Source organism: Massilia sp. MP_M2, assembly GCF_039123635.1.
Lineage (GTDB): Bacteria > Pseudomonadota > Gammaproteobacteria > Burkholderiales > Burkholderiaceae_D > Telluria.
Window position 1 is genome coordinate 146,747 of the sequence record NZ_JBCHJF010000003.1, and the last position, 19,007, is coordinate 165,753.

The following is a 19,007-nucleotide window of genomic DNA, read 5'->3' on the forward strand; positions in this document are numbered from 1 at the left end:
GACGGATCGCAGCACGAAAAAAACCACTGTCGTTACCGGCAGTGGTTTTTTTCTTGCTTGAGAACAGGGCCTGCGCAGCAGGCCCGTGATTCTTAGGCAGCTTTCTTGTTGCGGCGACGTGCTGCGTACAGACCCAGCATGCCCAGGCCCAGCAGGCCAACCGATGCTGGCTCTGGCACTTCAGCTGCATCAGAGAACACGACGTCAAGCGAACCGTTAATGGTCTGGGTACCGGTTGGGTTGAAGTTGTTCAGCTGACCCGACTGGAACGACAAGCTGTAGAACGGGTTCGGCGCGATGAAGAAACCAGCGCCAGCAGCGGTCAGATTGAAGGTGGTATTCGAACCGAAGCTGCCGCAGTTGATGCCGCCGTTACCGCAAGTGCTCAGGCCTGGATTCAGAGTACCCAAGCCAGTCAGCGGTTCGCCGGTTGCCAGAATGGTGTCATCACCGCTGCCAGCGATAATAAAGTCACCGCTACCAGTCGTTGGAGCAATGACGGTTGCGCCGACGTTGTTACGTGGAGCATCCAGCATGAACTTCAGGTCGCCAGCCGCGCTAGGAGCAAAATTGAAGGTGGTGATATTGCCGTTTACCGACACAGTACCCGACGCTTTGTACAGAGCGTAAATGCCATAATCAAAACCCAGGCCGGTGTCGCCACCTTCCAGTGGGACATTACCGCCACCGGTGACGAACTGGCCAGCGCGCCAGTACAGGGAAACGTTGAACGTGCCATCTTCGTTAAAGGTAGCGATTTCGGTGTAGTTACCGGTAATCTTGTCGGCCTGGAAGTTAGCAGCCGAACCAACAGGATTGATCGTAAATGGGTTGAACGATGCTGCCTGAGCAGTTGCGCCAGCGAACATTGCTGCTGCTGCGATCGACGTTGCGACGATGGTTTTCTTAAAAGCGTTCATTTTGTAAATCTCCTGGGTTGTCTGGGGTACTGCTCACGAGGCTATATAAGCAATCACCGTGCCAGCTCAGGATATTTGTTTTAAATCAGATGGTTATCTATTCTCATTGATCAAGATCAAATATCAGTGTAAAAAATACCGACAGCATATTTAGCGCCTAAAACCCATGCTGTCAGAGTATTCCTACAGAGGTTTGCGTACCACTACATTCCATGTGTTTCCGGAAGTAAATTCCGAGTGAATCTCATATCCTGCTGCCAACATCTTGGCGCGTAGTTCTTCCACGTGGAACGGGCTGTATAGAATGCCTTTACGGATGCCCCAGTCGTTAATCTTCTGCGCCGCCCAGCGTAGCGGAGCAAATCCTGTTGGATACAGCAGGACATTTGCGGCCATCGTCCCACCCGGCTTGAGCACACGCAGGATGTCGCGCAGCGCCCCGTCGATTGTCGGGAAACAGTGGATCGAGTTGGCAATGTTGGCTGTGTCGAAGCGGTTGTCAGCAAACGGCAACTGGGCTGCATCAGCATGCTGGACCTGGACTTGCGGATTGTTGGCAAAGCGGCGCTTGGCCCCAGCAAGCATCGATGGTGCATAGTCGATGCCAGTCACCTTGACTTGCGGCAGTTTGCGGCGACGACGCCAGTTCAGCACCATTTCGAGCAGGGTTCCGGTGCCACAAGCCACTTCCAGGTGGTCGGGACCGAAGTTCGGCCCAAAGAAGCGCATCTGGGTGCCGATTGTGCTGTTGTAAGCGAAGGTCAGGATGAAAAAACCACGGAGGTCGTACCACCACGGCTCAGAGGAATAGGCTTCAGCGATTTCGTCCCTGGTCTTACCTGTCGTCATGGAGCATCCTCATTTTCAAATACACGAAGCGCTGAATATAGGATGTTCCGCTCAGGCAGGCAAGGCACAAATGCAATCGAGAAATAATTGGCGGACCAGTGCGGGCCCGCCGAAGCGGCAGGACGGCGCGTGAAGAGTCCTTAACCGAGCTGCCGCAGCCGGTTGACGATGCCGGCTTCCTCGCGCGGCGAAAAGAACCATGGGAACAGTGAACGTTCGCCTACGGCCTTGTCCTGCATGCCGCCAAGCTTATTGACCTGCTCGGTGCCATAAGCAGTTGATACCCGCAATAGAACTGCTGGCGCTTGAACGCGTGGATTGTCGCGCGATTCGCAAACCAGCTGGAATCCGAGCATGACTTCGTAGAAACGGCGATGACGCGGATTGACTTCAATGAGAATGTCACTGCAGCCATTCAGATCACGCGCATAGATCAGTGACACATGAAACAGTGATGCAAGCACAGCCTTCGATTTGATTGCCGGGTCGACTGCGAGCTTGATGATCTCGCATACCCGACCGCGCTGGCGAAATGGATCGATATGGTCCTTGAAGACCTGATCAGCGAGCAATCCGATATCCGAATCCATGCCCAGACTTAAGGTCCCGAACACATCGCCAGCATCCGATGCAGTCAGCGTGATCCGATTCGGGTCGGTGCCGATCTGGTGGTTGCCGCTGTAACCACGCCAGGCGTACATCTTACTGATGAGCATGCTCGCGGAATTGCGCTGGGTATCAATGTCGGCAGCGCGAATCCCGAATACGCGCTGGTTGATCGTGACGTCAATGATGCTGGGCTTGCCATCCGGGGCTGAGTCATCGCTACCAAGCCCGGTGTAGGGGATGGCTGGCGCTAATGTCTCGATCATGTACGTTCTCCTGACAGTATCGGCGCGTCGTGCAGGGACGACAATTTGGTCATCTTCGCATCGACAATGGTTACAACACCAATTTTATTAACAAATTGAATGTGAATTAGTGGAATTGCTACGCAAATTCCCTCACAGCAAAGAGTATCAGGTCAAGCGGCCTCTGCGGCACGTGGCGATACGAATGCCTTGTGAAACAAGTGGCGCGTGAGCAACACCAAAGGCATCCGTAGCCAGTTTCCGCGCACATACAAGGCGAAATGGGCGGCGCCGTCAAAGCGCGCTGCACATTCCGGATGCGGCGGCGCCAGGGCGCGTACAAACAGCGCATCCATCAGCGCCAGCACCAACCGGGACGGGGCAAACGCCTCGGCAGCGGTCATGACGGACGCCGGTACTGGCGTGCCGAATGTGCGGGTGGCATAGCGCAGCGCATAGAACATGGGCCGGGTGAGCTCAAGCGCGACAGCGCGTGCCACCAGGCCATCCCAGAAGCCCGGGTCGGTACCAAAATGCGTCGCCAGGCGATGCATGTCGAACAGGTCGCGCAAGCCCTGATCGAATTCGCCGCCGAAGAACAGGTGGACGGCGCTGTGCAGGAACATGTCGTGCGGTGACAACGTGCACACGCCCAGCGCGCCAAGCTCGCCGGCAATTGGCCGCGCTGCCGCGCGCAGCAGCGCCGGATCGGGCCGCACCGGCGCCGTTTCCGGCAGGATCGCATGGTGAACGTCGATGGCATTGCCGCGGCGCAGGTGCACCATCGGCGGCAGCTCGTGCATCCAGGTGCGGTAATAGCGCTGGTCATAGGCGTCGTGGTGGGTACTGGCCCAGCCATGCACCATCAGCGCGCTTTCGACGTCGTCCAGGCTGCCCTTTGGCACGAGGATGTCGATGTCCGAAAACAGGCGGCCACGACCGGAAGGCAAGCCGGCCATCGCATAGGCGGCTCCCTTGAGCAGAATCAGAGGCAGGCCCAGGTCGGCCAGATCGCTGCGGATGCGCTCGACTTCGTAGCCGGTCAGGCGCCGATGGCGCAGTGCGACGATGCGCGCCGCTTCCAGGTGCTCGCGCGGCTGCGGCGGCACATCCTCGAGCAGGCCATGCTCTTCAAGCAAAAAGACCAGGATCGCGCCGACATTGGCGCTGTTGGCCTGACGCAGCAAGCGTTCCCAGCCCGGCAAGTCAAGCAGCCGGACCCGGCCTGGCGCAGACAGCACCTCGACCAGTAGCGATGGCGCACGCGCCGTCATGGCGTCACTCCCGCCAGGCGGTCGAACAGCGCGATCGCTTCGTCCAGCTGGCTGTAGCAGAATTCATGGCCGTCAGCGCCGTCGACCAGATCGGCCAGACAATTGAAGCCGGCCGGGCCAAGCACGAAATAGTTAAAGGCGTTTTCTGCCACCTTGGTGAACAACTGCCCCTTGGACAGCGGGGTGAGCGTGGTCGCGGCGCCTGCCTCGTAGCGGGGAAACACGATGTGGCGTGCGCGCGCAACGTCGCCGACCTGCGCCACACTCCCGGCCGGCGCCTTCATGTGCGCGATCGTGCCCTTGTTGGTGCCGGGTACCGACGGGCCAAGCAAGGCGTCAGGCGCAAATGCGCGGATCACGTCAATCGAGGCATTCTTGAGGCTGACCGGCCGCGCCAGCGGCGCGAGCATGCCATCGCTGCGCCGGATCAGCGTCAATTCGTCTGACAGCAGGCGCCAGCCGCGGCATACCAGGGCGGCGCACAGCGTACTCTTGCCCGAACCGGGCGGTGCCGGCAGGATGATCGCACAGCCATTGCGCTCGATGACGGCGGCATGCACGATCAGATAACGGTGAGCACGGTTCGAGACGCACCAGTTCATGACCCATTCGAACATCGGCCAGGCCTGCGCCACCGGCAGCGGGGCGAACGGCTCGCGGCCGTCATGGTCGAAGCGGACCTGCGGATGCCACCAGCGGCGCAGGCCAGTGCTCTGGCGCAGGCGCACCTGGAAATCGGCGAAGCCACCTGGCTCCTCGATCAGGTTGTCGCGATACATCAACCCGATGCCATCGGCGACCAGGGGAATATTCGATTGGATTCGGCTGACAAACGGTCCGGTGCGCAGCAACAGACCAGAGCCGCCCAGGCGCCGCACCAGTTCGGCACGGCCCAGATCGGCTACAAGAGACATGGTTCGATCAGATTCAGGCAGGAAAGTTGTTCAAGAAGATCGGCCACATCATGGGCCAGGGTCGCATCATCGACCTCGAAACGTTCGCGCAAAATTGCCGCAAGGGAAGATTCAGGCGTGGGCGCCGCGCCCATGTGTTGCAGCACGACCAGCGCCTCGGGGGTCAGCAGGTGGGTCGCACCTGACACTTCGTTGAACAGGACGACCTCGTCTTGCCACTGACGGTAAAGCAGAACTGCAGGGCCCGGACGACGCCAGGCTCCGGCATGCTCACTCGCCGTGGACAGCGACAAGATATCTCCGGACCTGATGGATATTCCAGGAAACACTGGCATTGACCTTGTACATGCCGGTGTTCTTGAGCTCGTTCCACATGCGTTGCAACGTCAGCACATCGAGGAAATCGATACGGCGCGAAATGACGTTCAGGTATGCCGTGCACAGGTGCTTGCCGATGTAGGCATACTGAGCATCAAACGTCGAGGTCATGACCTGGGCCATGGACGAGGCGTAATAGGTTTTTTCGAAGCGCTTTTCACGGCAGCTGAACACCTCCGAGAACCGCTTGGTCTTGTTGCATGGCCAGCTGCGCTGGACATGGCACCAGTTCGACGGCGACAGCGGATTGCAACGCTGCTCGGTGGCGACGTTGCTGTTCAGGCCAGCCGAATGAAAGGCCGATGCCGACTCGCAGACGAAACCGGTTTTCTGCAGCGTCGCATGGCTTTCGAGCGTCATCAGCACACCCGCCGCGCCCAGGCCGGCTTTGGCCAGGCGCCGGCGCGTGGCACCATGCTGAGGCATTGCCGGAGGGATGGAAGGGTGTTGCGGCTCGTTACCGCTTTGTTGCTGATCGTTAGCCACGGCTAGTCCTTGATTTCATTTACGCACACAGACAGTAGAGCAAGTTTCATGCCCTCGAAAATTCCTGTAGGAATATTCTTACTTAAAACAACTACTTAGACCCTTGTCAAGCCCGATTTTACACCGCATTGCGAAGGCTAATCCGCGGCAATGTAAGAATTTTCGACAGGCTTTTAGAAGAAGCTCTCAGGGATGACCAGGATGTCGCCCGGACGCATCATGATGTTGACGGAGATATCGCCGTCCTTGATCAGGTCGTCGAGGCGGACCGGCACTTTCTCTTGCTTGCCGTCGACCGTGCGAATGATGCTGGCCTTGTTACCCGATGCAAATTCGGTCACGCCACCAACGGCAATGACGACATCCATCACCGACATTTCGCGGCGATATGGCAACGCCTGCGGACGCGCCGCCTGGCCGATGACGCGGATCTGGTCGGTGAAGTTGCCAATGAAGTTGGTCACGATCACGGTCACGACCGGTTGCTGAATGAACTTGGCCAGTGCACCTTCGATATCGCGCGCCAGCTGGGTCGAGGTCTTGCCGGCTGCCGGCAGATCTTCGACCAGCGGGGTCGTGATCTTGCCGTCCGGACGCACCGGCACCGTCATCGACACCTCAGGATTGCGCCAGACGATGATGTTGACGCTGTCGCCAGGGCCAATCAGGTAATCGGGATTGATCGGTGCCATGGCGGCGGTGCTCGGCGGCAGTGGCGTCGCGCAGCCAGCCAGAATCAGCATGCAGGCAGCGGCGCCAGCGGCGACCAGGTGTTTCGTCAGTTTCGTCATCATCGCGTTCATCCCTTGCACGCACCGTAACCCACCTGCCTGCATGGTTTACCGTACGAATCAATAATTGTTATTTCGCCATCATGGCCTGCGCTATTGTAGCGCAGACCGCGGCGGGAACAAGCCATGCACAATTGAAATACTTTCTTGTTGCAAGTTCAACACGGCAGCATGTCAGGCGCATGACGGCGACACTCTAGCGCTCCAGCAATTCTTGTACATGGCGTACCGGAATCGCGTACGTGATGCCGCTTGGCGCCGTGATGGCGGTCTCTTTCAACCCCTTCACGAACACCATATTGATGACCCCCAGTACCTGCCCGGTCTCGGGATCGTACAGCGGGCTGCCGCTGTTGCCGGGATAGGCAGTACCGTCGAGCTGATAGATGCTGAACGGCGAGCGTTGTAATTGAACCACGGCGCGCGCATCGAGCCGGCGCGCATTGGGCGACGGCTGCATTACCGGCGTGATCGCCGCCAGCAGCGCGCGGTGCGTGGCCGGATACAGGCCCAGCACCATCCCGAGCGGGAAACCGGTGAACGCCAGGGCCTGCCCCTCGGCTGCCATGCCCGCGTTCCCCAGACGCAGCGCCGGCAGCGGCGTGCCCTCGATGCGCAGGTGGGCCAGATCATGCTGGCGGTCGAGCCCGACCAGTTGCGCCGCACGGAAACGCACGCCGGCGCCATCCGGCACCACGATGCCCAGCTTTTCCAGCTTGGCGCCGTCGAGCTCGTTGGGCACCACGTGCGCGTTGGTGATGATGCTCAGGCCGTCGCCAACGACAAAGCCGGTGCCGCTGAACACGATGGCCGGGCTGCGTGTCTGCATCTGGGTGCCGATGCCGACGATCGATGGTTTGACCCCCGCCACCGTCTGCGGCAATGTGGCTGCCACCACGGGCGCGATCGCCAATCCGGCCCCTGCCAGCGCCGCCACAGTAACGGCAGCGAGCTTCTTTCCAAACAGTCTACGCGTCATCAAACGATCTCATTGGGTTGTAGTTGCACAATGGGAGCAATCGTACGGGCCCTTTCGGATTTTAGCCATTACAATAAGGACCTTTGAATTTCAGCAACATTTTTTGAACCCCGCCACGCCCTCTGCCGTAGCGCAATAATTCCAAAAAATACAACAAGCGGTTTCGCTAAATGTTTGCGATAATGCAACAGTTAAGCATCCTGTAATGAAATTCACTTAAGATTTTTCTTTGGCTGTTTGCGCCTTGTGTTGCAAACAGACGGTATCGTTTACCCAGAATTGCTGGATTTTCTATCCTGCAATTGCAATTGCTCAGGGTACAAGCGATCATGCACTTTGTTTATTTGTGAACCTGGTTTTTTGCAAACCGGGACCTGACCGGCGAGACTGATACGATGGCTGAAATTACTTCCCAGATTCTTAACCTCCTCAAAGCCATTGGCAAGTACCGCTGGCATGCGGTCATCATTGCCTGGGTGGTGGCGCTGGCCGGCTGGCTGGTCGTCTACAAGCTGCCCAACCAGTATGAAGCGTCGGCGCGCGTGTATGTCGATACCCAGAGCATTCTCAAGCCACTGCTGTCGGGCATGACCATGCTGCCGAACCTGGAGCAGCAGGTCCTGTTCATGCGCCGCACCCTGATCAGCCGCCCCAATGTGGAGCGCGTCGTGCGCGAGGTCGATCTCGACGTCAAGGCGACTGACGCCAAGCAGATGAGCAAGCTGGTCGACGACATGATGGCCAACATCAAGATCGGCGGTACCGAGCGCGATGACATCTATACCATCAGCTACACCGGCACCAGCGCGCGTGAAGGCAAGGACGTGGTCCAGGCCTTCCTGACCATCTTCGTCGAAGGCAGCTTCGGCAACAAGAAGCAGGATTCCGAAAAAGCGGTGCAGTTCATCGACGACCAGATCCGCAGCTATGAAGAGCGCCTGGCCGCCGCCGAGAACAGCCTGAAGGAATTCAAGATCCGTCACATCGGCATGTTGCCAAGCGAAGGCGCCGACTACGGCACGCGGATGGTCGCCACCAGCGAAGGTCTGAGCCAGGCACGCCTGGAGCTGGCCGAGGCCGAGCAGGCGCGCAACGCGATCCGCCGTCAGATTTCCGGTGGCAGCAGCGCCGGCAGCGGTTCGCGCCCGACGCCGATCTTCGTCGATCCCGAGCTGGATGAACGCATCGCCACCGTCAACAAGACGCTCGATACGCTGCGCACCCAGTATACTGAACAGCACCCCGACATCGTCGCCAACCGCCGCCTGCTCGAGCAGCTGCGCGAGCGCCGCGCCGAAGCAGCCAAGAACACCAAGCCGAGCATGGACCCGGGCGCCAGCTACAGCCCGATGCTGCAGCAACTGACCGTGCAACTGTCCGATGCCGAGGCGCGCGTCGCCTCGCTGCAGGCGCGGGTTGCCGAATACAGCGGCCGCGTCGGTCGCCTGCGTGGCCAGGGCGAGCAAGTGCCCGAGATCGAAGCCCAGCTGGCGCGCCTGAACCGCGACTACGAAGTCAATCGCGAAAACTACCAGAAGCTGGTGGCCAGCCGCGAGTCGGCCAAGCTGTCGGGCGACCTGTCGTCGGCCACCGACATGCTGACCTTCCGCGTCATCGATCCACCGACCGCGCCGGCCACGCCAAGCGGCCCGAACCGCATGCAGCTGTTCTCGCTGGTCTTCGTCGCGGCCTTGGCCGCAGGCCTGGCCGGTGCGTTCCTGCTGAGCCAACTGCGTCCGACCTTCCTCAGCCAGGCCACCCTGCGTGAAGTCACGGGTCTGCCGATTCTGGGCTCGGTCAGCATGAACTGGACCGCCGAACAGACGGTGCTGCGCAAGCGCCGCCTGTTCGCCCTCGCCGCGTCCGTGCTGCTGCTGTTCGGCCTGTACGGCGCCGGCGTCGCCGCCATCATGATCCGCCCGACGATGTAAGGCCGGTTGGCCACCAAGGAGCAAATGTGAGCATTATCGAAAAAGCGGCCAGCCGCATCGACCAGCAGCGCCAGAACGCTGCTGCCACCCCCGCCGCCGTGATCGTGGCGGATCCGCAAGAGCCCATCACCCCTGATGCCGGCTACGTCCCGAGGCGCCCACAGGAGCAGGCCGCCACCCCGGCCGCGCCGGCGGATGCCTCGAGCGTTGCCCCGGCAGTTACCCCAGCCGTCGCGCCGGCAGTTGCCCCGCCCTCGGGCCGCCACAGCACCCGCCGCATCGAACTGGACCTGGCGCGCATGCGCGAACTGGGTATGGTCACCGCGGCCGGCGGACGCACGAACCTGCTGGAAGAATTCCGGATCATCAAGCGTCCACTGCTCAAGCGCGCCTTTACCGAACGCGGCCCGAAAGACAATCCGGGTAACCTGATCATGGTCACGAGCTCGCTTCCGGGCGAAGGCAAGACCTACAGCGCCATCAATCTGGCGATGAGCATCGCGATGGAACTCGATCACACGGTGCTGCTGGTCGATGCCGACGTGGCGCGCCCTTCGGTGCTGCGCACGCTCGGCCTGCCGGCCCAGCGCGGCCTGATGGACATCCTGCTCGACGACACGCTCGACCTGGCCGATGTCATGCTGCGCACCAACGTCGACACGCTGTCGATCTTGCCGGCTGGTACCAGCACGCCGCGCGCGACCGAGCTGCTGGCCAGCTCGACGATGACGGCAATGGTGCACGAACTGGCCAACCGCTATCCCGACCGCGTGATCATCTTCGATTCGCCGCCGCTGATGCTGACCAGCGAATCACGGGTCCTGGCCAGCCACATGGGCCAGATCGTTGTCGTGGTGGAAGCCCAGACCACGACCCAGCACGCGGTCAAGGAAGCGCTGCAGCAGCTCGAAGGCATGGCCAACGTCAATCTCCTATACAACAAGACCAGGGATATTCCGGGCATTGAAGAAACGTATGATTACCACTATGGCTAAAGGGCGCAGAAGCCGTTGCGCGCCGCGCCTGGCGCCACTGGCGGCAGCAGCGATGTTGCTGGCCGCATGCCCGGCGCAGGCCGAATGGCGCGTCACGCCGATTCTGCTCATCAGCGAGATCTGGACCGACAACGTCAACCTCACCGAAGACCAGTTCGCGCACAGCGACCTGATCACGCAGGTGTCGCCCGGCATCACGGTGGCCAACCGCAGCCGGCGCCTGACGGTCGACGCCACCGCCCAACTGCACGGGTTCGCCTACCTGCACGACAGCGACAAGCGCAATCTGGCCGATCCCGGCGTGATTGGCGCAGCAGACAGCACGTCGAACACGCAGCGCTCCTACAGCGGCAACCTGAAAGGCGAGCTGTTGTCCGACTTCTTCTTCGTCGAAGCCACCGCTTCACGTGGCCAGCAGAGCCTGTCGGCCTTCGGTCCGCGCGCGGGCAACGACCTGTACTCGAACCGCAACCGTACCGACATCGACACCTGGACCATCAGCCCCTACCTGACCCACCGTTTCGGCAGTTTTGCCTCGGGCTTGCTGCGCTACACGCGCGACGCGGTCGATGGCGGCGAGGCGTTCGGCTACAACAACACGGGGGGCGACTCCATCCAGGCAACGCTTACCAGCGGCGCCTCCTTCCGGACCATTAACTGGGGTCTCTCCTACGTCAAGCAGGAACTGGGCGGCGCCCAGTATGGCGACTCGTCGAACGAGAACCTGGCCGCCAACCTGCGTTACGTGCTGAACCAGCGCTGGTCGCTGCTGGCCAATGCTGGCTACGACCGCTACCGCTACGAAGGCATGGGCGGTGGTGACCAGGGCGCCAACTGGTCGCTCGGTTTTGCCTGGTCGCCCTCGCTGCGCACCAATGTGCAGGCAACGCTTGGACGTCACTTCTATGGCACCACCGGCACGCTGTCGGCGCTGCACCGTTCCCGGCACACGAGCTGGAATATCAGCTACGACGATATGGTCACGACGTCACGCGAGCAATTCCTGATGCCGTCGACACTCGATACGGCCGGGCTGCTCAACAGCATGTTTGCCACGGCCTACCCCGATCCGGTCGAGCGCCAGCGCATCGTGGCAGCCTATATCCAGGCCAACGGCCTGCCGTCGTCACTGACCGACAGCGTCAACTTCCTGAGCAACCGCTTCGTGCGACAGAAATCGCTGCGCGCATCGATGGCGTACACCAAAGGCATCAGCAACGCGGCGGTCTCGGTGTATGCCAGCAACCGCAATGCGCTGTCCAATCAGCAAAGCGACAGTCCGATTCTGGGCGTCGGGCAAAGCAATTTGAACGATAACGTGCGACAGCATGGCCTCAACGCGAGTTATACCTATCGGCTCAGTTCCCGTTCCAACCTGACCGCCGGCTACGACTTCAACAAGAGCGACTCCCGTTCGGGCGGCTTTGAAGACCTGCAGCGCACGCTGCGCCTTGGCGTATCGCGCCGTTTTGGCGATCTGCTTGCCACGGCAGACCTGCGCCGCCGCACCGGCAATGTTGGCCGCTTCACCACCGAGGCCGGCTCCACCAGCGGCACCTATACCGAGCACGCCATGGTGGCGAGCCTGTCCATGCAGTTCTAAAAGCTACGACAATCACGATGTACGAAACCTATTACGGCCTGTCGGCCAAGCCCTTCCAGCTGCGCCCTGACCCGCATTTCTTCTATGGCTCGAAGGGCCACAAGCGCGCCATGGCGTACCTCGAGTACGGTCTGTCGCAGGGCGAAGGCTTCATCGTCATCACTGGCGAAGTCGGCGCCGGCAAGACCACGCTGGTGCGCAATATGCTAGGCAAGCTGCCGCTGGACCAGATCGTGGCCGCGCACATCGTCAACACCAGTCTCGATCCCGAAGACACGCTGCGCATGGTGGTCTCGAGCTTCGGCCTGCCGTACGAAGGCCAGAGCAAGGCCGAGCTGCTCAACCGCCTCGAACAGTTCCTGCGCACGGTCGACCGCCAGGGCAAGCGTGCCCTGCTCGTGATCGACGAAGCCCAGAACCTCAACGCCCGCACGGTTGAAGAACTGCGCATGCTGTCGAACTTCCAGACCGACGAACATTCGCTGCTGCAGACGTTCCTGCTTGGCCAGCCCGAGTTTCGCGCCACGCTGCACAGCCCCGGCATGCAGCAGCTGCGCCAGCGCGTGATCGCCAGCTACCACCTGGGTCCGATGGATGCGGCCGAGACGCGCGCCTATGTCGAGCACCGTCTGACCACCGTCGGCTGGCAGGGCACGCCGTCGTTCGACGATGGCGCGTACGGTGCGATCTACGCCTACAGCGGCGGCATCCCGCGCAAGACCAACACGCTGATGGACCGCGTGCTGCTGATGGGCTATCTGGAAGAACTGCAGGCCTTCACCGAAGCGCATATCAATGACGTGGTGCGCGATATCTCGGAAGAATTCGACGCGCCTGACACCGGCGACCTGGCCGATCTGCATGCCAGCCAGGCGACCGGCAGCAGCCACGCCAGCGAGCTGCACCCGGGCGAGCGCCGCACCAGCGTCGAGCAGCTCGACGAACGCATGATGCGCCTCGAGAAATCGATCGTGTCAGTGCTGTCGATCCTGAAAAAGATCGCGGCCACGCCACCGACTGCCTCCGACGCCGCGCCCCACCACCCGGACCACCAGGACTAACCCGCCATGAAAATGACCGCTCCCGCAGCCCGGCCGCGTCCAGCGCCGGGTGAAAAAATCCGCAATGCCATGACCTGCGACGTGGAAGACTACTTCCAGGTGTCGGCCTTTGCCCCGTATATCGACCGCGACAGCTGGCCGACGCGCGAATGCCGCGTCGAAGCCAATATGGAACGCATCCTCGCGCTGTACGAGCGCGAAGGCGTGCGCGCGACCTTCTTCACGCTGGGCTGGATCGCCGAGCGCTATCCCGCCATGGTGCGCCGCATCGTCGAGGCGGGCCACGAACTGGCCAGCCACGGCTACGGCCACCTGCGCGCCTCGGACCAGAGCCGCGCCGAATTCGACAACGATATCCGCTCGGCCAAGGCGCTGCTGGAAGACATCGGCGGCCAGGCCGTCGTCGGCTACCGCGCCCCGAGTTTTTCGATCGGCCACGGCAACCTGTGGGCGCTCGACGCACTGCACGAAGCGGGCTACAAGTACAGCTCGAGCATCTACCCGATCGCGCACGACCACTACGGCATGCCCGACGCGCCGCGTTTCGCGTTCTACCCGAACGGCCCGGACGGCATCCTCGAAGTGCCGATCACGACGGTGAAGATGGCCGGTCGCCACCTGCCGGCCGGGGGCGGCGGCTACTTCCGCCTGCTGCCCTACGCGCTGTCGCGCTGGATGATGGAAAAGGTCAACCGCGAAGACGGCGAGTCGGCCCTGTTCTACTTCCACCCGTGGGAAATCGACACCGACCAGCCGCGTCCCGAAGGCCTGGGCGCCAAGGCGCGCTTCCGTCACTACGTCAATATCGACCGCATGGAGCGCCGTCTTGAACAGCTGGCGCGTGATTTCAAGTGGGACCGCATGGACCGCATCTTCCTGGACAAGCCATGAATTCGATCATCGAAGCGGCGCAAGCCCGGCGCGCGGCGCCTGTCGCCGCTGCCGCCGGTCCGCAGACGCTGCATTTGATGACGCCGCAGAGCGCGGCGCGCTGGGACGCGTTCGTACGGGCCTGCCCGGAAGCGACGTTCTTCCACCTGTCCGGCTGGCAGTCCGTGATCGAGCAATCGTTCGGCATCAAGACCTGGTTCTACTTCGTCGAGCAGGACGGTCAGATCCAGGGCGTGCTGCCGCTGGCAGAGATCAAGAGCCGCCTGTTCGGCCATTCGCTCGGCGCGATGCCGTTTTGCGTCTACGGCGGCGTGGCTGCCATCGACGACGGCGCGCGCGTGCTGCTCGATGGCGCAGCCGATGCGCTGGCGCGCCAGCTCGGCGTGGGCCACCTCGAATACCGCGCCATGGAGCGCGCGCACCCGCACGACCCGAGCTGGCTGACCAAGGAACTGTACGTCACGTTCCGCAAAGAGATCAGCGCCGTCGATGACGAGAACCTCAACGCCATCCCGCGCAAGCAGCGCGCGATGGTGCGCAAGGGGATCAAGCTGGGCCTGAAAGGCGTGGTCGAGGACAACGTCGACAATATGTTCACGGCGTATGCCCACAGCGTGCTGCGCCTGGGTACCCCGGTGTTCCCCAAGAAGTACTTCGCGCTGCTGCAAAAAACCTTCGGCGCCGAATGCGAAGTGCGCTCGATTTACACGAGCGACGAGCGCCTGGTCGGCTCGGTGCTGTCGTTCTACTGGCGCGACGAAGTCGTGCCCTACTACGGCGGCGGCATGGACCTGGCGCGCGAAGTGGCGGGCAACGATTTCATGTACTGGAACCTGATGCAGGCGGCAGCAGCGCGCGGTTGCCGCCTGTTCGACTTCGGCCGCAGCAAGCTGGGCACTGGCGCCTACGACTTCAAGAAGAACTGGGGTTTTGTTGCCACGCCGCTGCCATACGAATACAAGCTGTACGCCACCGATGCGCTGCCGGACAACAATCCGCTGAACCCGAAGTACCAGTTGTTCATCAAGGTGTGGAAAAAGCTGCCGCTGCCGGTGGCGAACTTCCTGGGCCCTTACATTGTGCGCAACCTGGGCTGACAACGTGCAAGACCTGCTGCTGCTGATCCACCGCATCCCGTACCCGCCCAACAAGGGCGACAAGATCCGCTCCTACCACCTGCTCAAGCACCTGGCGCGCGACTACCGCGTGCACCTGGCCACGTTCGTCGACGATGCCGACGACTGGCAGCACGTGCCGACGGTGGAGGCGCTGTGCGCCAGCAGCCATTTCGCGCCCCTCAACCCGCTGCGCGCCCGCGTGCGCAGCCTGGGCGCGCTCGTCAAGAACCACTCGCTGTCGCTTGACTACTACCAGGATGCCGGCATGGCGCGCTGGGTCGACCAGACGGTTGCCACGCACAAGATCGACCGCGTGATGGTGTTCTCGTCGCCCATGGCGCAATACGCCGACAAGCTGGCCGGGGCGCGCCGCGTGATCGACTTTTGCGACGTCGATTCCGATAAATGGCGCCAGTACGCCGAGAAGAAATCGCCGCCCATGAGCTGGCTGTACCGGCACGAAGCGCGCCAGTTGCTGCGCTACGAACGCCAGGTGGCCAGCCAGTACGACGCATCGCTGTTCGTCTCCGCACCCGAAGCTGACCTGTTCCGCAAGCTGGCGCCGGAAAGCAGCGCGCGCATCGGCCACTTCAGCAACGGCGTCGATACCGAGTACTTCTCGCCCGGGCACGCGTTTGCCAGCCCGTATGCTGCGGGCGAACGCGCCCTGGTGTTTACTGGCGCGATGGATTACTGGCCGAATGTCGACGCGGTGCAGTGGTTCTGCGACGAGGTCTTCCCTGCCCTGCGCGCGCAGGATCCGGCGCTGGCCTTCTACATTGTCGGCTCGCGCCCGAATGCCCAGGTCCAGGCGCTCGGCGCCTTGCCGGGCGTGAGCGTGACGGGCACCGTGCCCGACGTGCGCCCGTATATTCGCCACGGCTGCGTGGCGGTGGCGCCGCTGCGCATCGCGCGCGGCATCCAGAACAAGGTACTGGAAGCGATGGCCATGGCCACGCCGACGGTGGTCTCGCCGCAGGCGCTTGAAGGCATCGATGCGGCGCCTGGCAGCGAGCTGGCGGTGGCCGATGGCGCGCCGGCCTGGATCGAGACCGTGGGCGCGCTGCTGGCGCGCCAGCGCGAACAGAACATCAGCATGGGCCGCGCGGCACGCGCGCGGGTCGAACAGCACTATAGTTGGCCAAGCAACCTGGCCTGCATCGAGGAGCGACTGGAATGCACGTGACACCCCCATCCGGCATTGCCGGCGCCAACCTGGACGCCGCTCCCACGCCACTGGCGCGCTCGAGCGCCATGCTGATTGCGCTGGCGCTGCTCGCGCCCTTCTTCCTGTACCTGGGCACCGCCGAATCGCTGGTCGCGATCTGGAACAGCTCCGAGACCTTCGCCCACGGCTACGCCATCCTGCCAATCAGCCTGTGGCTGATCTGGCGCCGGCGCGACGTGTTCGACGCGATTCCCGCGCGCCCATGGGCGCCCGCGCTGCTCCTGCTGGCGCTGCTGGGAGCCGGCTGGCTGCTGGCGCGCATGGGCGAAGTACAAGTCGTCATGCAGTACGCGTTTGTCGCCATGTTCCCGATCGTGGCGCTGGCCATGCTCGGCCCGCGCCTGGCCGGGGCGCTCGCGTTTCCGCTCCTGTTTCTGCTGCTGGCGGTGCCGTTTGGTGAAGTGTTCGTCGCCCCGCTGATCAACCTGACCGCCGATTTCACCGTCTGGGCCGTGCAGGCCACCGGCATCCCGGTGCTGCGCAACGGCACCCGTTTCGAGCTGCCAACCGGCTCGTGGTCGGTGGTGGAAGCCTGCAGCGGCGTGCGCTACCTGATTTCGTCGGTCACGCTGGGCTGCCTGTACGCCTACCTGACCTACCAGTCGACCAAAAAGCGTGTGCTGTTCGTGGCGGTGTCGATCGTCGTGCCGATCATCGCCAACGGTTTGCGCGCCTACATGATCGTGATGATCGGCCACCTGTCGGGCATGGAACTGGCCACCGGCGTCGACCACCTGATCTATGGCTGGGTGTTCTTCGGCCTGGTGATGCTGCTGATGTTCTGGATCGGCAGCTTCTGGCGCGACGACGATCCGCTGCCGGCTGCCGAATTGCCGGTGGCGGCGCGTACCCGCCGCGATGGCGTGTCGCCGGTCAGCACGGCCCGCATGGCGGCGATGTGCGCCGCCGTGGTGGCACTGGCCGCGCTGTGGCCGGGCTTTGCCCGGTACAACGATGCAGCCAATCTCAATCCGCAGCAGGTAGCGCTGACGAACGTGGCGGTCGGCTGGCCGCAGGTGGCGCCATTTACTGGCTGGACCCCGCGCTGGGTTGCCCCCGATGCAACCTACCGCGCCACCTTCCGCAATCCTGAAGCCACGGCGCCGGTCTCGCTCGACATCATCTACTACCGTAACCAGCGCAACGGCAAGGCGTTGATCAGCTCCATCAATATGCTGGCCGCCTCCGACGACGCCTGGCATGCGCTGGGTGGCTCGGCGCGCAGCGAAACGATCGACGGCAAGCCGGTCACGCTGCGCGAAACGCGGATGACCGGTCCGGGCGGCGCGTTCCTGGTGTGGCAATGGATGTCGATCGACGGCCACCTGACCTCGAACAACTACGTCGGCAAGCTGCTGCAGGCCCAGGCCAAGCTGCGCTTCCGCGGCGACGATGGCGCTGTCGTGCTGCTGTCGGCGCCGGTGGGTGACGACCCCGAAGCGGCGCGCGCCGCACTGCGCGCCTTCATGAAGGTGCAGGGCCAGGCGATCGAGCGTGCGATCGAGCACGCGCGCACGCATTGAACGGGAACGCACGGACCATGCACAGTGATCTGGCGGTATTCAGCGCCCAGCGGCCCCTCGTTATTCACCTGGTGTATTCGCTGGATGTCGGCGGGCTGGAAACGCTGCTGGTCGACTGCATCAACCGCATGCCGGCCGACAAATACCGGCATGCAGTGGTCTGCCTGACGCGCTACAGCGCGTTCGCGGACAAGATCACGCAACCGGGCGTCGAGTTGTACGCGCTGAACAAGCCGCCCGGGAACGGGTTGCGCGTGCACGTCGACTTCTGGAAGCTGATGCGGCGCCTGCGGCCGACGATCCTGCACACCTACAACCTGTCGGCGATGGAGTACTGCTTTACTGCGGCCGCCGCCGGCGTGCCGGTGCGCGTCCACGCCGAGCATGGCCGCGATGCGTCCGACCCGCATGGCCTGAACCCCAAGCACAACTTGTTGCGGCGCCATCTCGCGCCGTTCATCGACCGCTATGTACCGGTGTCGGACGATCTGCAGCGCTGGTTCAGCGAGGTCGTCGGCATCCCTGCAGCCAAGAACCACCTGATCAAGAACGGCGTCGATACCGCGCGCTACGCACCGCGCGCGCAAGCGGTGACCGCTGCGCCGTGGAAGGCCGACGATATCGTCATCGGAGCGGTGGCACGGGTGCAGGACGTCAAGAACCACGCCAGCCTGGTGGCTGCCTTCGCGCTGCTGCGCGAGCGCCTGCCGGCGCTGCGCGACCGGCTGCGCCTGTCGATCGTCGGCGACGGCCCGTTGTTCGCCAAGATCCAGGCGCAGGTCGCGCACGCCGGCCTGCAGGACGTCGTATGGCTGCCCGGCGCACGCGCCGACGTGGCCGACCTGCTGCACGGTTTCACCATCTTCGCCCTGCCCTCGCTGGCCGAAGGCACGCCCGTGTCGCTGCTCGAAGCGATGGCCTGCGGCTTGCCGTCGGTGTGCTCGCGCGTGGGCGGCATCCCCGAAGTCGTCGTCGATGACGTGCATGGTATCTTGGTGCCGGTGGAGGTCGACGCGCTGGCCGCTGCGCTCGCGCGCTACGTCCAGGACCCGGCACTGCGGGCACGCCACGGCGCGGCCGCGCGCGCGCGCATCGAAGACAAGTACAGCATGGCCGCCATGCTCGGCGCGTACACCGCGCTGTACGACGGCCTGTGTGCGCGCAAGGCGCCGGCGCGGCTGCGCCCCATCGTCAACTCTTAACTTCAGCGGAACC

Annotated in this window: 18 protein-coding genes; 9 read left to right on the top strand and 9 right to left on the bottom strand. The window is 62.7% G+C overall.

Annotated elements, in window-relative coordinates:
• Positions 1–92: 92 nt before the first annotated feature.
• The 9 genes from pepA to RCH14_RS08425 all read right to left on the bottom strand — a co-directional run bounded on the left by pepA (position 93) and on the right by RCH14_RS08425 (position 7,442).
• Positions 93–920: a flocculation-associated PEP-CTERM protein PepA gene (gene pepA, locus RCH14_RS08385; protein WP_343025681.1), complete on the bottom strand. Its 828-nt coding sequence runs from the start codon at positions 918–920 to the stop codon at positions 93–95.
• Between the two features lie 183 nt (positions 921–1,103).
• Positions 1,104–1,769: a methyltransferase domain-containing protein gene (locus RCH14_RS08390; RefSeq protein WP_343025682.1), complete on the bottom strand. Its 666-nt coding sequence runs from the start codon at positions 1,767–1,769 to the stop codon at positions 1,104–1,106.
• Positions 1,770–1,909: 140 nt separating this feature from the next.
• Entirely contained in the window at positions 1,910–2,641 is a 732-nt protein-coding gene (locus RCH14_RS08395; RefSeq protein ID WP_343025683.1) for a GNAT family N-acetyltransferase, read from the bottom strand.
• A 152-nt stretch (positions 2,642–2,793) separates the two neighbouring features.
• Positions 2,794–3,894, bottom strand: coding sequence for a nucleotidyltransferase family protein (locus RCH14_RS08400; RefSeq protein ID WP_343025684.1), 1,101 nt, complete (start codon positions 3,892–3,894; stop codon positions 2,794–2,796).
• Positions 3,891–4,808: an HprK-related kinase A gene (locus tag RCH14_RS08405; protein WP_343025685.1), complete on the bottom strand. Its 918-nt coding sequence runs from the start codon at positions 4,806–4,808 to the stop codon at positions 3,891–3,893. The genes RCH14_RS08400 and RCH14_RS08405 overlap by 4 nt, the downstream gene beginning before the upstream one ends.
• Positions 4,796–5,101 carry an HPr-rel-A system PqqD family peptide chaperone gene (locus tag RCH14_RS08410; protein WP_343025686.1) on the bottom strand — a complete coding sequence of 102 codons (306 nt, stop codon included), beginning with the start codon at positions 5,099–5,101 and terminating at the stop codon, positions 4,796–4,798. Before RCH14_RS08410 ends, RCH14_RS08405 begins: the two co-directional genes overlap by 13 nt.
• Positions 5,079–5,612: a hypothetical protein gene (locus tag RCH14_RS08415; protein WP_343025687.1), complete on the bottom strand. Its 534-nt coding sequence runs from the start codon at positions 5,610–5,612 to the stop codon at positions 5,079–5,081. Before RCH14_RS08415 ends, RCH14_RS08410 begins: the two co-directional genes overlap by 23 nt.
• A gap of 233 nt (positions 5,613–5,845) precedes the next feature.
• Positions 5,846–6,466: an XrtA/PEP-CTERM system exopolysaccharide export protein gene (locus RCH14_RS08420; RefSeq protein WP_407070064.1), complete on the bottom strand. Its 621-nt coding sequence runs from the start codon at positions 6,464–6,466 to the stop codon at positions 5,846–5,848.
• Positions 6,467–6,659: 193 nt separating this feature from the next.
• Positions 6,660–7,442, bottom strand: coding sequence for a serine protease (locus tag RCH14_RS08425; RefSeq protein ID WP_343025689.1), 783 nt, complete (start codon positions 7,440–7,442; stop codon positions 6,660–6,662).
• 395 nt (positions 7,443–7,837) lie between these two features.
• On the opposite strand from RCH14_RS08425, the gene RCH14_RS08430 reads away from it, so the two are divergent.
• The 9 genes from RCH14_RS08430 to RCH14_RS08470 are packed head-to-tail and all read left to right on the top strand — an operon-like array spanning position 7,838 to position 18,994.
• Entirely contained in the window at positions 7,838–9,373 is a 1,536-nt protein-coding gene (locus RCH14_RS08430) for an XrtA system polysaccharide chain length determinant (RefSeq protein ID WP_343025690.1), read from the top strand.
• Positions 9,374–9,399: 26 nt separating this feature from the next.
• Positions 9,400–10,368 (top strand): XrtA-associated tyrosine autokinase, encoded by a 969-nt coding sequence (locus RCH14_RS08435; protein ID WP_343025691.1) that lies wholly within the window; start codon positions 9,400–9,402, stop codon positions 10,366–10,368.
• Complete coding sequence (locus RCH14_RS08440; RefSeq protein WP_343025692.1) at positions 10,361–11,971, top strand: TIGR03016 family PEP-CTERM system-associated outer membrane protein; 1,611 nt, start codon at positions 10,361–10,363, stop codon at positions 11,969–11,971. Before RCH14_RS08435 ends, RCH14_RS08440 begins: the two co-directional genes overlap by 8 nt.
• A 17-nt stretch (positions 11,972–11,988) precedes the next feature.
• A complete protein-coding gene (locus tag RCH14_RS08445) occupies positions 11,989–13,032 on the top strand; it encodes an XrtA/PEP-CTERM system-associated ATPase (protein ID WP_343025693.1) in 1,044 nt (347 codons plus the stop codon).
• A 6-nt stretch (positions 13,033–13,038) separates the two neighbouring features.
• Positions 13,039–13,923, top strand: coding sequence for an XrtA system polysaccharide deacetylase (locus tag RCH14_RS08450; protein ID WP_343025694.1), 885 nt, complete (start codon positions 13,039–13,041; stop codon positions 13,921–13,923).
• Positions 13,920–15,020 carry a FemAB family XrtA/PEP-CTERM system-associated protein gene (locus RCH14_RS08455; protein ID WP_343025695.1) on the top strand — a complete coding sequence of 367 codons (1,101 nt, stop codon included), beginning with the start codon at positions 13,920–13,922 and terminating at the stop codon, positions 15,018–15,020. Before RCH14_RS08450 ends, RCH14_RS08455 begins: the two co-directional genes overlap by 4 nt.
• Before the next feature lie 4 nt (positions 15,021–15,024).
• Positions 15,025–16,227: a TIGR03087 family PEP-CTERM/XrtA system glycosyltransferase gene (locus RCH14_RS08460; RefSeq protein WP_343025696.1), complete on the top strand. Its 1,203-nt coding sequence runs from the start codon at positions 15,025–15,027 to the stop codon at positions 16,225–16,227.
• Positions 16,218–17,792, top strand: coding sequence for an exosortase A (gene xrtA / locus RCH14_RS08465; protein WP_343025697.1), 1,575 nt, complete (start codon positions 16,218–16,220; stop codon positions 17,790–17,792). The genes RCH14_RS08460 and xrtA overlap by 10 nt, the downstream gene beginning before the upstream one ends.
• A 17-nt stretch (positions 17,793–17,809) precedes the next feature.
• Positions 17,810–18,994: a TIGR03088 family PEP-CTERM/XrtA system glycosyltransferase gene (locus RCH14_RS08470; protein WP_343025698.1), complete on the top strand. Its 1,185-nt coding sequence runs from the start codon at positions 17,810–17,812 to the stop codon at positions 18,992–18,994.
• Positions 18,995–19,007 lie beyond the last annotated feature (13 nt).